Origin of the sequence: Pseudoalteromonas issachenkonii (genome assembly GCF_002310795.1) — a bacterium.
Lineage (GTDB): Bacteria > Pseudomonadota > Gammaproteobacteria > Enterobacterales > Alteromonadaceae > Pseudoalteromonas > Pseudoalteromonas tetraodonis.
Window position 1 is genome coordinate 3,088,635 of record NZ_CP011030.1, and the last position, 16,079, is coordinate 3,104,713.

At 43.0% G+C, this 16,079-nt stretch carries 11 protein-coding genes and 3 rRNA genes; 6 read left to right on the forward strand and 8 right to left on the reverse strand.

The window, feature by feature from the left end:
* Nucleotides 1-102: 102 nt before the first annotated feature.
* The 3 genes from PISS_RS14310 to rnk all read left to right on the forward strand — a co-directional run bounded on the left by PISS_RS14310 (nt 103) and on the right by rnk (nt 2,678).
* Nucleotides 103-390 carry a co-chaperone GroES gene (locus tag PISS_RS14310; RefSeq protein ID WP_008113511.1) on the forward strand — a complete coding sequence of 96 codons (288 nt, stop codon included), beginning with the start codon at nt 103-105 and terminating at the stop codon, nt 388-390.
* Nucleotides 391-439: 49 nt separating this feature from the next.
* A complete protein-coding gene (gene groL, locus PISS_RS14315; RefSeq protein ID WP_013466037.1) occupies nt 440-2,086 on the forward strand; it encodes a chaperonin GroEL in 1,647 nt (548 codons plus the stop codon).
* 178 nt (nt 2,087-2,264) lie between these two features.
* Nucleotides 2,265-2,678, forward strand: coding sequence for a nucleoside diphosphate kinase regulator (gene rnk / locus PISS_RS14320; RefSeq protein WP_024601929.1), 414 nt, complete (start codon nt 2,265-2,267; stop codon nt 2,676-2,678).
* Between the two features lie 81 nt (nt 2,679-2,759).
* Here rnk and PISS_RS14325 read toward each other — a convergent pair whose 3' ends face one another.
* From PISS_RS14325 to rph, 8 genes are all read right to left on the reverse strand, one after another.
* Nucleotides 2,760-4,727: a methyl-accepting chemotaxis protein gene (locus PISS_RS14325; RefSeq protein ID WP_024601928.1), complete on the reverse strand. Its 1,968-nt coding sequence runs from the start codon at nt 4,725-4,727 to the stop codon at nt 2,760-2,762.
* A gap of 96 nt (nt 4,728-4,823) precedes the next feature.
* Nucleotides 4,824-6,326 (reverse strand): bifunctional ADP-dependent NAD(P)H-hydrate dehydratase/NAD(P)H-hydrate epimerase, encoded by a 1,503-nt coding sequence (locus PISS_RS14330; protein WP_013466040.1) that lies wholly within the window; start codon nt 6,324-6,326, stop codon nt 4,824-4,826.
* 396 nt (nt 6,327-6,722) lie between these two features.
* A 5S ribosomal RNA gene (gene rrf / locus PISS_RS14335) occupies nt 6,723-6,837 on the reverse strand.
* A 135-nt stretch (nt 6,838-6,972) separates the two neighbouring features.
* Nucleotides 6,973-9,859: ribosomal RNA gene (locus PISS_RS14340) — 23S ribosomal RNA — on the reverse strand.
* 294 nt (nt 9,860-10,153) lie between these two features.
* Nucleotides 10,154-11,689, reverse strand: a 16S ribosomal RNA gene (locus tag PISS_RS14345).
* Together the 16S, 23S and 5S rRNA genes form the textbook arrangement of a ribosomal RNA operon.
* A 562-nt stretch (nt 11,690-12,251) precedes the next feature.
* On the reverse strand, nt 12,252-12,383 hold the full coding sequence (locus tag PISS_RS19125; protein ID WP_138687202.1) for a diacylglycerol kinase: 132 nt from the start codon (nt 12,381-12,383) through the stop codon (nt 12,252-12,254).
* Nucleotides 12,384-12,489: 106 nt separating this feature from the next.
* Nucleotides 12,490-13,134, reverse strand: coding sequence for an orotate phosphoribosyltransferase (gene pyrE, locus PISS_RS14350; RefSeq protein WP_013466041.1), 645 nt, complete (start codon nt 13,132-13,134; stop codon nt 12,490-12,492).
* A gap of 14 nt (nt 13,135-13,148) precedes the next feature.
* Nucleotides 13,149-13,862 (reverse strand): ribonuclease PH, encoded by a 714-nt coding sequence (gene rph / locus PISS_RS14355; protein ID WP_008111261.1) that lies wholly within the window; start codon nt 13,860-13,862, stop codon nt 13,149-13,151.
* A gap of 179 nt (nt 13,863-14,041) precedes the next feature.
* On the opposite strand from rph, the gene PISS_RS14360 reads away from it, so the two are divergent.
* The 3 genes from PISS_RS14360 to rpoZ all read left to right on the forward strand — a co-directional run bounded on the left by PISS_RS14360 (nt 14,042) and on the right by rpoZ (nt 16,040).
* The gene (locus tag PISS_RS14360; RefSeq protein WP_058155321.1) at nt 14,042-14,902 is read left to right on the forward strand and encodes a YicC/YloC family endoribonuclease; all 861 of its coding nucleotides are present in this window, start codon (nt 14,042-14,044) and stop codon (nt 14,900-14,902) included.
* Nucleotides 14,903-15,018: 116 nt separating this feature from the next.
* Nucleotides 15,019-15,639 carry a guanylate kinase gene (gene gmk, locus PISS_RS14365; protein WP_058155322.1) on the forward strand — a complete coding sequence of 207 codons (621 nt, stop codon included), beginning with the start codon at nt 15,019-15,021 and terminating at the stop codon, nt 15,637-15,639.
* Between the two features lie 125 nt (nt 15,640-15,764).
* The gene (rpoZ, locus tag PISS_RS14370; RefSeq protein ID WP_008108220.1) at nt 15,765-16,040 is read left to right on the forward strand and encodes a DNA-directed RNA polymerase subunit omega; all 276 of its coding nucleotides are present in this window, start codon (nt 15,765-15,767) and stop codon (nt 16,038-16,040) included.
* The last annotated feature ends 39 nt before the right edge of the window (nt 16,041-16,079 follow it).

The following is a 16,079-nucleotide window of genomic DNA, read 5'->3' on the forward strand; positions in this document are numbered from 1 at the left end:
TCATTTTTTCTCTTGGAATTTTTCACTCCACCCCCATTAATGAAAGCAAATTAGATACACTTTTTTCTGTACTGTTCAGAAACTGTTAGGAGAACTAAAAACATGAACATTCGTCCTTTACAAGATCGCGTAATCATCAAGCGTCTAGAAGAAGAAACCAAGTCTGCTGGCGGTATTGTATTAACTGGCTCTGCAGCTGAAAAATCAACTCGCGGAGAAGTTGTTGCCGTAGGTAATGGTCGCGTTTTAGAAAACGGTGACGTTCGAGCATTAGAAGTGAAAGCCGGTGACACTGTGTTATTTGGCTCATATGTTGAAAAAACAGAAAAGATCGAAGGTCAAGAGTACCTGATCATGCGTGAAGACAATATTTTAGGCATTGTAGGCTAAACCTACTTTTCGTTTAACACACATTTTAAGAATTTAGAGGAAATTAAACATGGCAGCAAAAGAAGTACTGTTTGCAGGCGACGCACGTGCAAAAATGCTAACTGGCGTAAATATTCTAGCAAATGCAGTAAAAGTAACATTAGGCCCTAAAGGTCGTAACGTTGTATTAGACAAATCATTTGGCTCTCCTGTGATCACCAAAGATGGTGTATCTGTAGCAAAAGAAATCGAACTTGAAGACAAGTTTGAAAATATGGGCGCACAAATGGTTAAAGAAGTAGCGTCTAAAGCAAATGATGCTGCTGGTGACGGTACCACTACCGCAACTGTGCTTGCTCAGTCTATTGTAAACGAAGGTCTTAAAGCGGTTGCTGCGGGTATGAACCCAATGGATCTTAAGCGCGGTATTGATAAAGCAATCATTGCTGCAGTTGCAGAACTTAAAGCGCTTTCTGTTCCATGTGCTGATACTAAAGCGATTGCACAAGTAGGTACTATTTCAGCTAACTCTGATAAAGAAATTGGTGAAATCATTGCTGATGCAATGGAAAAAGTAGGCCGTAACACAGGTGTTATTACGGTTGAAGAAGGGCAATCACTTGAAAACGAATTAGATGTTGTAGAAGGCATGCAGTTTGACCGTGGTTACTTATCTCCATACTTTATCAACAACGCTGAAAAAGGCGCGGTTGAGCTAGATAACCCATTTATCTTACTTGTAGATAAAAAAATATCTAACATCCGTGAATTATTACCAACATTAGAAGCGGTTGCTAAAGCAAGTAAACCTCTGCTCATCATCGCAGAAGACCTTGAAGGTGAAGCGTTAGCGACACTAGTAGTGAATAACATGCGTGGTATTGTAAAAGTATCAGCGGTTAAAGCACCTGGTTTTGGTGATCGCCGTAAAGCAATGCTACAAGATATCGCGGTATTAACTGGCGGTACTGTGATTTCTGAAGAAATCGGCCTTGAGCTTGAAAAAGCAACAGTTGAAGACTTAGGGACAGCTAAACGCGTAGTAATCACTAAAGACGACACAACAATCATTGATGGTGCTGGTGAAGAAGACGGTATTAACGGCCGTGTTGCACAAATCAAAGCACAAATTGAAGAAGCGACTTCAGACTACGATAAAGAAAAGCTACAAGAGCGCATGGCTAAATTAGCTGGCGGTGTTGCAGTAATCAAAGTAGGTGCCGCTACTGAAATTGAAATGAAAGAGAAAAAAGATCGTGTTGAAGATGCATTACATGCAACTCGCGCAGCGGTTGAAGAAGGTGTTGTACCAGGTGGCGGTGTTGCCTTAGTGCGTGCTGCTAGCAAATTAGCAGATTTACTAGGCGATAACGAAGACCAAAACCACGGTATTAAAGTGGCACTTCGCGCGATGGAAGCACCACTTCGTCAAATCGTTACAAACGCAGGCGACGAAGCATCTGTTGTTATTAACGCAGTGAAAGGCGGTGAAGGTAACTACGGTTACAACGCAGCCACTGGCGAATACAACGACATGATTGAAATGGGTATCCTAGATCCAACGAAAGTAACCCGTTCTGCATTACAATTTGCAGGATCGATTGCCGGTCTAATGATCACCACAGAAGCAATGGTCGCTGAAATTCCTAAAGAAGAAGCGGGCGCTCCTGATATGGGTGGCATGGGCGGAATGGGTGGTATGGGCGGCATGATGTAAATCATTCCCTCACACACCTAGCTCAAATAAAACCCAGCTTCGGCTGGGTTTTTAGCAATAGAGATAAAATAAATTCACTAAGACAACAATAAAATTATCTCAGTGTATTCCAATGCAACTGAGTTCCTGCAAGCTATACCCAGAGTAAATTTTATTTAACATGATTAAGGATATTAAGTTGAATACTAAACCTGAAATAATCATCTCATCACTGGATGCAGATCGATTGTATGCGCTAATGGAATCGTTACCTGCGAACAGTTTTGCGGGTGAAAAAGAACTTGAAGCAGAACTTGGTAGGGCTAACATCGTTGAGCCACACGAAGTTCCCTCAACCGTGGTAACCATGAATTCAACAGTGAACTTTGTTGTTGAATCTACAGGTGAGGAGTTTACTTTAACGCTTGTTTACCCGAAGAATATTGACTCAAGTGGCAACAAAATATCAATCTTAGCCCCTGTTGGTAGTGCATTACTTGGCCTTTCACAGGGAGATCAAATTGAATGGCCAAAGCCAGGCGGTGGGTTAATAACAGTAACTATTAAAGAGGTAACTTATCAACCAGAAAGAGCTGGCGAGCTTCATAGATAGACTTTTAAATCCTCATAATTTTAAATTAATAAACAAATTTATATAAAAAATCCAAGCAAGGCTTGGATTTTTTATATTGAGTTACTGCTGACTAATGTCGTATAGCCTTTGTGCTTGACTATTAGAGGCTTTACTTACTTCTCTAAAGTCTTCGGCATCGGCAGCATTTTGCCCTGATATTTCTCGGATCCGTTCCGCTAGTTTTTTAACATTGACGGTTACTTGAGCCTGCTCTTCTGTGGCTACGGCAATACTTGCTGAGCGCCCTTTAATGTCGTTAAATGCATCAACTATATTTTCATATTGCGTGCGTGTTGTATTTGAACGATCATTGACCACTTCTGAGAACTCTCGGCATTCTTGAATAACACTGACTCCTTTTGCAGCCGCTTGTTGTAACTGACTTATCATGGTTTCAATCTCACCAGCTGATTGTTGCGTTCTTTGTGCCAGTGTTCTAACTTCATCAGCAACGACCGCAAACCCCCTTCCAGAATCACCAGCACGAGCAGCCTCAATAGCAGCATTAAGCGCAAGCAAATTAGTTTGCTCAGAGATATTCATAATCACATCTAATACCGAACCAACCTGCTGTGAATCTTCAGAGATTTGTGATATTGCATTGGACGACTCAGTTAGTTTATTGAACAACAGCTGGATAGATTCTGCGTTTTGTTCAATAACATTAAATCCAGAGTTTACAAGATCTGATGACTTAGCGGTAATATCTGCAACGCCACCAATATCTTCTGATGCCGATGAAGCCGCTATCGACATTTCATTGATAGCCGTGGCTAACAGTTCATTTTCTTGCATTAGTTCATGTGCGCGTTGCTGACTATTACTACTCAAGTTATCAATAGATTCAGCATTGTTTTTTACTGAGGCCGCCTCTTCTTTAATCAGCCCAAGAATTTTAATAAGATGATCACCGTAATCATTAATTGCTTCGCAAAGATGACTCATTTCATCATCCCCCGATATTGGTAATTTAGAATCTGTTTGCCCTTGCATTAATGACCTAACTTGCGCCGAAGTCTGCTCTATTTGCTCAACTAATCGCTTACCAAAGACTAATAATGCCGATATAAATATAACAATGAGTACAATGAATGAACCATACAAATAATATGTCAGCGTATTAGCTGCTTTTTTTGCAATCGCTGTTGGAATTATCACGCCAGAGCGCCACTTTTGCTCCGGCAGTGAGAATGTCACTAGAATTGAGCTATCCCCCTTTATGACACCAGAACTAAACTCTGCTACGAGTCTATCTTCATTTTTCAAGGCGTTAACTAAAGGCTGTAAAGAGCTATCTTTACTCACAACTTGTGAAAAATTTAGCATGGCTAAATTCGTATCTCTAAATGCAGGAATAGAAACAAACTGCTGCGCACTATCAATAATAAAACTGTAGGTACCGGTTGCTTGGTTTTCAGCAAGTAGTGACTTTTCAATATGAGAAAGCTCTATATCTAAAGTAGCGACTCCCCAAAACTGATTATTACGCTCAATTTTAACGGAACAAGTTACCATAGGTACATTCGAAACTGCATCAATATAAGCCTCAGACCAAACACATACGCCTGGTTGAGCGTTAGCAGCACTTGTATACCAGCTTTCTTGTTGATATGGACTGCTATCAGCTTGGTTGTAGTCATCTAATAAAGTGTATTGACCATTATCGCCCTTAGCCCAAAACAAAGATGCCCTTTGTGCTGATGCATCTAACATATTTGGCTCTGGCCATATTCCACCACCGGCAATACCTGTACCACTAGCAATTAACGGTGCCAAATTTTTAATAAATTGATCTTTATCAAGGGGAAGTGTTTGAGCAACAACAGATAAGCTTTTAGTTAATGCTGCACTTTTTCCTAAATCCTTAGCAAATGATTCTCCGATTACTTTAGCCTGTAACTTAGCTGCAGAAATAGCTTCATTTTTTATAATTGGCGTTATCACCCATTGCATAATTCCGGTTAAAACGAGCAAAGAGAAAACGATAAGTAATAAGCTTCCCGCATACATTTTTTTCTGTATTAACATTTTTAACCTCAGTTACAACCAAACAGCGTTAACTAAGTATAAGAAGGTTAATGGATTTATCAAAAAAAGAACAAAATTAATATGAATGCTTTTATCTTATGGTTTTATATTATTAATTAACCGCCTCACTATACAAAACAGATCGCTAGGTAGCATACCTCGCTCTCCATTTTTTTGCCCAGCAATATCACCCGCTTTAGCATGCAGTGTAACACCATAGCAAGTCGCCTCAGCACAATCTAACCCTTGAGCAAGTAATGCCCCTACAATACCAGTAAGAACATCACCGCTACCGCCAACAGCAAGCGCAGGGCTTCCTTCTTCACAAACCCAAGTATGCTTACCATCGGCTATTAAAGTTCCTGCGCCTTTTAAAACACAAACTGCTGAGTAACGTTTAGCACATTGTTGAACATAGCTGAACCGATCAGACTCTATCTCCCCAGTCGACACCTTTAATAATCGAGAGGCTTCGCCCGGATGCGGGGTAAGTACACACCGCGTGGGCATTTTCGGTGAAGCTTGTTTAGCGAGTAAATTAAGTGCATCAGCATCAATAACTAAAGGCATATTATTATGTGTACAATACTCAATGACTTGATTAAAGGTATTTTGCGCCCATTCGTCTTGTCCAAGGCCTGGGCCAATAACAGCACAGCTTGCCCACTCCAATGCGTGTTGCAAGTTATTACTACTTACCATAAGCTCTGGTCGGCCAAAACTGACTGGCATAATTGAGCTTTCATGGGTATGCACTCTGACCATTCCAGCACCAGCTCTAAGCGCTGCCTCGCTTGTTAAGCTGATAGCACCTGCCGTTCCTTGATTCCCACCAATACACAGTAATTTTCCATAACTACCTTTATGACTATTCAAAGCACGTGGGCCTAAGCCTTTAAAACTATTGATATTAATAAGCTTACCCGAAGGGCTTGCTAATTCTACGAATGACTCGCCAATAGCCAAGTCATCAAAGATAAGTTCACCAACATACTGTTTACCCGCAGCCGTTGTTAACCCTTGTTTTACCCCTACAAAAGTAATTGTTTTAGTGGCTTTAATTGCAATACCTAAAGGTTGGCCTGTATCAGCATTTATACCTGATGGCACATCAATACTGAGTATTGGTTTAGTGCTTTCATTCGCCGCTTTAATTATAGTGGCAACATTATCGCGTACCGTATTTTCAAGACCAGTGCCCAGTAATGCATCAATGATTACATCACACTCATCGAGTGCATCAGCGCTAAAGTTACAAATTTCACCACCGGCATCAATCCAGCGCTTTTGTGCTTTTGCAGCATCGCCGGTTAATTCTTTATTTTCATCTACGGCACACACCACTACATGTCTATCGGCTTGTTTAATAAGGCTAGCCGCAATATAGCCATCTCCTGCGTTATTGCCACTCCCTACGAGTACTAGAGTCTGCTGTGCATTGAATGATTTCCAATTTAAAAATGCGGCATGCCCCGCTCGTTCCATTAGGGTAAACAGATCACAACCACTGGCTTTTGCAGCATTACCCTCATGCTCTCTTATTTGCTGTGCTAAATATACGAATTGCTTAACGCTGGAAGATGAAGGTAATAACGACATGATAGGCTCTATAAAAATAAGTGTTGATTAAGTAGACTTTGGGCTCATTGGTTTTTTTTCAAGTAAGATCAGAAATGTATCAATCAGAATAAGGGCGCAACCCCCTTATTTGAGTATTTATTACCAATTTATATGGATTTGCTACCTGATGCTGATACGTTATTCTTAGCGACAACGCAATAGAATGTCGCGGTCCCTACAGCGGTAGAGTATATATTAGGCCCTGAGGTGGTCGTCGCATTCTTTTACCCATAGGTTTCGAGATACTCAACCCATGATACAGTGGTCAAGTTAACGCTGTGCAGCTGATAGCTGACGGCTGATAGCTAATATTTTTACTTTCCTGCAGACGTAAAAAAGCCCGACTATTTCTAGTCGGGCTTTCTTTAATTTGGAGCCTGGTAATGTCCTACTTTCACATAGCAAATGCTACACTATCATCGGCGCTGTTTCGTTTCACTACTGAGTTCGGCATGGGGTCAGGTGGGTCCAAAACGCTATTGTCACCAAGCAAATTTGGTGTAAGGTCGATTTAATCGAGCTTACTAAAATTTGGAATTCTGATAATAAAGAGTAATTAAGTAATCTACTTTAGTCATATTAACTTCTGCGCTTAAACTATCACATAAAACGCGTTTGGCGTTGTATGGTTAAGCCTCACGGGTAATTAGTACAAGTTAGCTTAATGGCTCACACCACTTCCACATCTTGCCTATCAACGTTGTAGTCTTCAACGGCCCTTCAGAGACTTTAAAAGTCTAGTGAGAACTCATCTCGAGGCCTGCTTCGCGCTTAGATGCTTTCAGCGCTTATCAGTTCCGAACGTAGCTACCGGGCAATGCCATTGGCATGACAACCCGAACACCAGCGGTTCGTTCACTCCGGTCCTCTCGTACTAGGAGCAACCCCTCTCAATTCTCAAACGCCCACGGCAGATAGGGACCGAACTGTCTCACGACGTTCTAAACCCAGCTCGCGTACCACTTTAAATGGCGAACAGCCATACCCTTGGGACCGACTTCAGCCCCAGGATGTGATGAGCCGACATCGAGGTGCCAAACACCGCCGTCGATATGAACTCTTGGGCGGTATCAGCCTGTTATCCCCGGAGTACCTTTTATCCGTTGAGCGATGGCCCTTCCATTCAGAACCACCGGATCACTATGACCTACTTTCGTACCTGCTCGACGTGTCTGTCTCGCAGTTAAGCTGGCTTCTACCATTACACTAACCGTACGATGTCCGACCGTACTTAGCCAACCTTCGTGCTCCTCCGTTACTCTTTGGGAGGAGACCGCCCCAGTCAAACTACCCACCAGGCACTGTCCGTAACCCCGATTCAGGGGCCAACGTTAGAACATCAAAACTACAAGGGTGGTATTTCAAGGACGACTCCACAAAAACTAGCGTCTCTGCTTCTAAGTCTCCCACCTATCCTACACATGTAGGTTCAATGTTCAGTGCCAAGCTGTAGTAAAGGTTCACGGGGTCTTTCCGTCTAGCCGCGGGTACACAGCATCTTCACTGCGATTTCAATTTCACTGAGTCTCGGGTGGAGACAGCGTGGCCATGGTTACACCATTCGTGCAGGTCGGAACTTACCCGACAAGGAATTTCGCTACCTTAGGACCGTTATAGTTACGGCCGCCGTTTACCGGGGCTTCGATCAAGAGCTTCTCCGAAGATAACCCCATCAATTAACCTTCCGGCACCGGGCAGGTGTCACACCGTATACGTCATCTTGCGATTTTGCACAGTGCTGTGTTTTTAATAAACAGTCCCAGCCACCTGGTCACTGCGGCTCCAATCAGCTTAGGGAGCAAGTCCCATCACCAATCGGAGCGTACCTTCTCCCGAAGTTACGGTACGATTTTGCCTAGTTCCTTCACCCGAGTTCTCTCAAGCGCCTTAGTATTCTCTACCTGACCACCTGTGTCGGTTTGGGGTACGATTCGGTATAATCTGAAGCTTAGAGGCTTTTCCTGGAAGTATGGCATCAGCAACTTCATCACCGTGGTGACTCGTCTCGTGTCTCAGCCTAACAGCAACCCGGATTTACCTAAGTCACTAGCCTACACACTTTCACATGGACTACCATCGCCATGCTTGCTTAGCCTGCTCCGTCCCCCCATCGCAATTATACCAAGTACGGAAATATTAATCCGTTTCCCATCGACTACGCCTTTCGGCCTCGCCTTAGGGGTCGACTTACCCTACCCTGATTAACATGGGATAGGAACCCTTGGTCTTCCGGCGTGCGGGTTTTTCACCCGCATTATCGTTACTCATGTCAGCATTCGCACTTCTGATACGTCCAGCATACCTCCCGGTACACCTTCAACCGCTTACAGAACGCTCCCCTACCACTCAGAATAAATTCTGAATCCGCAGCTTCGGTGCATAGTTTAGCCCCGTTACATCTTCCGCGCAGACCGACTCGACCAGTGAGCTATTACGCTTTCTTTAAAGGATGGCTGCTTCTAAGCCAACCTCCTGGCTGTCTGGGCCTTTCCACATCGTTTCCCACTTAACTATGACTTTGGGACCTTAGCTGGCGGTCTGGGTTGTTTCCCTCTTCACGACGGACGTTAGCACCCGCCGTGTGTCTCCCGGATATTACTTTACGGTATTCGGAGTTTGCAAAGGGTTGGTAAGTCGGGATGACCCCCTAGCCTTAACAGTGCTCTACCCCCGTAAGTATTCGTCCGAGGCTCTACCTAAATAGATTTCGGGGAGAACCAGCTATCTCCCGGTTTGATTAGCCTTTCACTCCTAACCACAGGTCATCCCCTAACTTTTCAACGTTAGTGGGTTCGGTCCTCCAGTTGATGTTACTCAACCTTCAACCTGCCCATGGCTAGATCACCGGGTTTCGGGTCTATACCTTGCAACTATTCGCCCAGTTAAGACTCGGTTTCCCTACGGCTACCCTAATCGGTTAACCTCGCTACAAAATATAAGTCGCTGACCCATTATACAAAAGGTACGCAGTCACCCAACAAGTGGGCTCCTACTGCTTGTACGTACACGGTTTCAGGTTCTATTTCACTCCCCTCACAGGGGTTCTTTTCGCCTTTCCCTCACGGTACTGGTTCACTATCGGTCAGTTGGGAGTATTTAGCCTTAGATGATGGTCCACCTATATTCAGTCAAAGTTTCACGTGCTCCGACCTACTCGATTTCACTTAAAATGCGTTTTCATGTACGGGACTATCACCCTGTATCGTGGCACTTTCCAGAGCCTTCCATTAACACATAATAAGCTTAAGGGCTGTTCCGATTTCGCTCGCCGCTACTATCGGAATCTCGGTTGATTTCTTTTCCTACGGGTACTTAGATGTTTCAGTTCTCCGCGTTCGCCTCGTTAACCTATGTATTCAGTTAACGATACCTGCAAGCAGGTGGGTTTCCCCATTCGGAAATCCTAGTCTCAAGTGCTTTTTACTAGCTTGACTAGGCTTATCGCAAGTTAATACGTCCTTCATCGCCTCCAACTGCCAAGGCATCCACCGTGTACGCTTAGTCACTTAACCATACAACCCAAACGGGTCTTTGTTTTGTGACAGTTTAACTTCGCCAGAAGTTAATATTGAATACTAAAGTAGATACCAATCAACAAACATTAAACGTTTATTAAATGGCACTGAATGATACTGCTATCATTCTTTTTTACTTTTGAAAACTCTGTACAAATACAATGTATTCATACGAATTTTATTATCAGCTTTTCCAAATTTTTAAAGAGCATATTAATTAGTAAACTCAAAGAGCAAACTAACTAACAATCATCTGTGTGGACACTACGAACAAATAAGTTCTAAATCGTATAAGGAGGTGATCCAGCCCCAGGTTCCCCTAGGGCTACCTTGTTACGACTTCACCCCAGTCATGAATCACTCCGTGGTAAACGTCCTCCCGAGGGTTAGACTATCTACTTCTGGAGCAACCCACTCCCATGGTGTGACGGGCGGTGTGTACAAGGCCCGGGAACGTATTCACCGCGTCATTCTGATACGCGATTACTAGCGATTCCGACTTCATGGAGTCGAGTTGCAGACTCCAATCCGGACTACGACGCACTTTAAGTGATTCGCTTACTCTCGCGAGTTCGCAGCACTCTGTATGCGCCATTGTAGCACGTGTGTAGCCCTACACGTAAGGGCCATGATGACTTGACGTCGTCCCCACCTTCCTCCGGTTTATCACCGGCAGTCTCCTTAGAGTTCTCAGCATTACCTGCTAGCAACTAAGGATAGGGGTTGCGCTCGTTGCGGGACTTAACCCAACATCTCACAACACGAGCTGACGACAGCCATGCAGCACCTGTATCAGAGCTCCCGAAGGCACCAAACCATCTCTGGTAAGTTCTCTGTATGTCAAGTGTAGGTAAGGTTCTTCGCGTTGCATCGAATTAAACCACATGCTCCACCGCTTGTGCGGGCCCCCGTCAATTCATTTGAGTTTTAACCTTGCGGCCGTACTCCCCAGGCGGTCTACTTAATGCGTTAGCTTTGAAAAACAGAACCGAGGTTCCGAGCTTCTAGTAGACATCGTTTACGGCGTGGACTACCAGGGTATCTAATCCTGTTTGCTCCCCACGCTTTCGTACATGAGCGTCAGTGTTGACCCAGGTGGCTGCCTTCGCCATCGGTATTCCTTCAGATCTCTACGCATTTCACCGCTACACCTGAAATTCTACCACCCTCTATCACACTCTAGTTTGCCAGTTCGAAATGCAGTTCCCAGGTTGAGCCCGGGGCTTTCACATCTCGCTTAACAAACCGCCTGCGTACGCTTTACGCCCAGTAATTCCGATTAACGCTCGCACCCTCCGTATTACCGCGGCTGCTGGCACGGAGTTAGCCGGTGCTTCTTCTGTCAGTAACGTCACAGCTAGCAGGTATTAACTACTAACCTTTCCTCCTGACTGAAAGTGCTTTACAACCCGAAGGCCTTCTTCACACACGCGGCATGGCTGCATCAGGCTTGCGCCCATTGTGCAATATTCCCCACTGCTGCCTCCCGTAGGAGTCTGGGCCGTGTCTCAGTCCCAGTGTGGCTGATCATCCTCTCAAACCAGCTAGGGATCGTCGCCTTGGTGAGCCATTACCTCACCAACTAGCTAATCCCACTTGGGCCAATCTAAAGGCGAGAGCCGAAGCCCCCTTTGGTCCGTAGACATTATGCGGTATTAGCAGTCGTTTCCAACTGTTGTCCCCCACCTCAAGGCATGTTCCCAAGCATTACTCACCCGTCCGCCGCTCGTCAGCAAAGTAGCAAGCTACTTTCTGTTACCGCTCGACTTGCATGTGTTAGGCCTGCCGCCAGCGTTCAATCTGAGCCATGATCAAACTCTTCAATTAAAAAGTTTTATGTCTTTCGACAGCTCAATGAATTCTGAATTTATTTAATATCTTTCGATATTGAATTGACTGTGCTGAATAACTACCTAAGTAACTATTCTGTTGGTCACTCAGTTTCAATTGAGACTCTAAATTTGTTTGCCTCACTACCTAAGTAGCTTGGCTGTTAGAACTCAATCTGTACGAGTGCCCACACAGATGATTGCTTTATATTGTTAAAGAACGTTGCGATTAAAGCGTTTAACTTTATCTCGCTAGGGCTGCGCATACTACGCTTTCCTATTTTTTTGTCAACACTTAATTTTGTTAAACTTGAAATTTTTCGAAACTAAGTTTTACTCAACTCACTGAGTAGCTCGTGCCTCGCTATGCGTTGGCCTTCCCCGTCTCAGTGGGGTCGCATTATAGGGAGATCCGAAAACAGATCAACCCTTTTTTGAAGAAAACTTGAAATAAATGACTGTTCGCTGGATATTTGAACGATAGATACTAAAAACACAACATAACTATCAATTTATTAACAATAAACGCGGTATTTAAGCGTTTAACTGTGAGGTAGCCCTTAAATGTGTGAAAGAATGATCATCATGATCACCAATAGGAGAGTAACCGCTGCAGATCTTATATCTTTAGCTTGATCCGATGGAACATTAATCTCTGTACTTATACGATCTGCTAATGCTTTTATGGCTATAGTTGGATTTAATCACTCGACTATGAGAATTAACTCGCTTTAACTATTCGTGCGAGTTCTGCTAAATTTTAAACAAAATAAAGCCCCGCTTTTGCGAGGCTCTTACTTATGCTACACCGTATTGATCTCGGTATGCTTTTACTGCCGCTAAATGCTCATCCATGGTTCCTTGATTTTCAAGGTAACTGATTAGATCAGCCAATTTAACAATAGAAGTTACTTGAGTATTAAAGTCACGCTCTACCTCTTGTATAGCTGAAAGCTCAGCTTTACCTTTTTCTTGGCGATCAAGTGCGATTAAAACACCACTTAAATCTGCGCCATTTTCAGCAATAATTTCCATAGATTCGCGAATTGCAGTACCTGCAGTGATCACATCATCAACTAGCATTATCTTACCTTTAAGATCCGAACCTACTAAGCTGCCACCTTCACCGTGTGCTTTTTTCTCTTTACGGTTAAAGCAGTAAGGCACATCTTTGTTGTAATGATCAGCTAACGCAACTGCGGTAGTTGTTGCAATTGGAATACCTTTATAAGCGGGACCAAATAGTACATCATATTCAATTGCTGCATCTTCAAGTGCCGCTGCATAAAAGCGACCTAAGCGAGCAAGATCACGACCGGTATTAAACAAACCTGCATTAAAAAAGTATGGACTTGTACGGCCAGATTTTAAGGTAAATTCACCAAACTTTAATACCTGCTTTTCTAAAGCAAATTCAATAAACTCTTTTTGATATTCTTTCATCGCTGATTACCTATTTATGCTAGTGCTTGTTTTTGTACATCTATAATTTCACGAATTGAGTGCTTAGCGAGTGTAAGTAGCTCATCAAGTTCGTCAAACGAGAAAGGCTCGCCTTCAGCAGTCCCTTGTACTTCAATAATTTTACCTGTTTCAGTTAAAATTACATTCATGTCGGTTTCAGCGTCAGAGTCTTCAAGGTATTCTAAATCGCTAATCGCTTGGCCTTTATATATACCAACTGAAATAGCCGCGATCATATGCTTAAGTGGATTTGAATTAATCATCCCTTTTGCACGCATGTAAGTAAGTGCATCAACGAGTGCGACACATGCACCACTAATTGAAGCAGTACGTGTGCCGCCATCGGCTTGAATTACATCACAATCAATAGTAATTGTGTTTTCACCGAGTGCTTTTAGATCTATTGCTGCACGTAAAGAGCGAGCAATCAGACGCTGTATTTCCATTGTACGACCGCCTTGTTTACCTCGCGTCGCCTCACGACTATTACGTGTGTGTGTTGCGCGCGGTAACATGCCATATTCTGCGTTTACCCAACCTTTACCTTGGCCTTTCATAAAGCGTGGCACGCCAGCTTCAACTGTCGCGGTACAAAGTACCTTAGTGTTACCAAACTCTACTAATACTGAGCCTTCAGCATGCAAAGTATAGTTACGTGTAAACGTAACCGGTCTAATTTGATTAGGTGTTCTTTCGCTTGGACGCATTGACGATCCCCTTAATTCTGAATTTGCCACATTATATGTGGATGTGAATACAGATGCCATGTTGATTTAGATTAAAGTGTGTTTAAAAAACACTCAGTAGGCTAAATTTTCTTTAGAGCTTAAGCAGTGTTACGGTATAATCATTACACTATTGTATTTAAAAATGTAGGAAATCATCCATGATCCACAGTATGACAGCTTATGCGCGTCGCGAAATTAAAGGCGAATGGGGCACTGGCACGTGGGAAGTTCGTTCAGTGAACCAACGTTATCTTGAAACCTTTATTCGTGCACCAGAGCAATTTCGTGGCATGGAACCCGTTATCCGCGAGCGTCTGCGTAAGCATTTACAGCGTGGTAAGGTTGAAGTTTTCTTAAAGTTTGTCGCAAACCCTGCACATGTTGGTGAATTATCAATTAATCAATCTCTTGCTGAGCAGTTAATTAATAGTGCTAAGTGGGTACAACAACAAAGCAATGGTGATATTAATCCTGTTGACATTTTACGTTGGCCTGGCGTTATGGAAGCGCAAGAAATTGATATGGATAGTGTAAATACGGCACTCATTACTGGCCTTGACCAAGTAATTGAAGACTTTAAATCTGCACGTGGTGATGAAGGTGCAAACCTTGAAGAAATGATAGCTACACGATTAACCGCCATTTTAGAACAAGTTGATATCGTTGAAGCACACATGCCAGAAATTACTAAATGGCAACGTGAAAAGTTAGTACAAAAACTTGAAGATTTAACAACAAATATTGATGAGTCACGCCTTGAGCAAGAGCTGATTTACCTTGCACAAAAGCAGGATGTAGCAGAAGAGCTAGATCGTTTAAAGTCGCACGTTAAAGAAACACACAAAATTTTGAGTAAAGGTGGCGCTTGTGGTCGTCGTTTAGATTTTATGATGCAAGAGTTTAACCGTGAAGCAAATACCCTAGCTTCTAAATCAATCAACAGCGACATCACCAATGCTGCAGTTGAGCTAAAAGTACTGATTGAGCAAATGCGTGAGCAGATCCAGAATATTGAGTAACTTTTTTTGGCTTTACCACTCACTTGAGCATAATTAGCTAAATAAAGTACAATATAATAATTGAAGGCTTGAGCTGTTTATAGTTCGAGCCTGTTTATTTTTAGATAGAGAAAATAATGGCACACTCTCGCGGAAACTTATTTATTTTATCTGCGCCTTCTGGGGCGGGTAAATCGAGCTTAATAAATGCATTACTAAAAAAGCATGCTGATATGAAAGTATCGGTATCGCACACTACCCGCGTACCGCGCCCTGGTGAAAACGATGCGGAACACTACCATTTTGTATCGGTTGATGAGTTTAAGGCACTAATTGCCAAAGATGACTTTTTTGAATGGGCACAAGTATTTGACAATTATTACGGTACTTCTAAGCAAGCTATTGAAGAGCAACTCGCCGCTGGCATTGATGTGTTTTTAGATATTGATTGGCAAGGCGCTCGCCAAGTTCGAGAAATAATGAAAGACGTAAAAACTATCTTTATTTTACCGCCGTCAAAGCAAGAGTTAGAGCAACGTTTAAATAACCGTGGCCAAGACTCAGCTGAAATTATTGCCGGGCGTATGGCACAAGCTCAATCAGAAACCTCTCATTACGATGAGTATGACTTTGTTGTTGTGAATGATGATTTTGATACTGCTTTAAGTGAGATAGAAAGTGTTGTTATTGCACAGCGATTAACGCTAAAAGCGCAAACAACGCGTCATCAAACTTTAATTAATGAGCTACTCAAATAATCTAAATTAAGATTAATTAGGTGTTCATGCCCTAAAACAGATAAAAATTAACCACTGGCTATTGGCGAAACCTGCTGCGTGCAGTAAACTACGCCTTTGCTTTTAAATTATTTTGGAGTGCTAAGATGGCTCGCGTAACAGTTGAAGATGCAGTAGATGCAATTGGTAATCGTTTTGACTTAATTTTAGTTGCGGCCCGTCGTGCCCGCCAAATTGCTGTTGGTGGTAAAGATCCACTAGTAGATCCTGAGAACGATAAGCCAACAGTTGTTGCTTTACGTGAAATCGAACTTGGTTTAGTTGATAATTCTTCAATGGATGTTATTGACCGTGAAGAACAACAACACCAAGAAGCGGCAGAACTAGCTGCTGTTGCTGCCATTGTTGGTGGCAACCAATAATCAACCGCCCGGTTTGATTTAGCTAACGGCATAGTATTT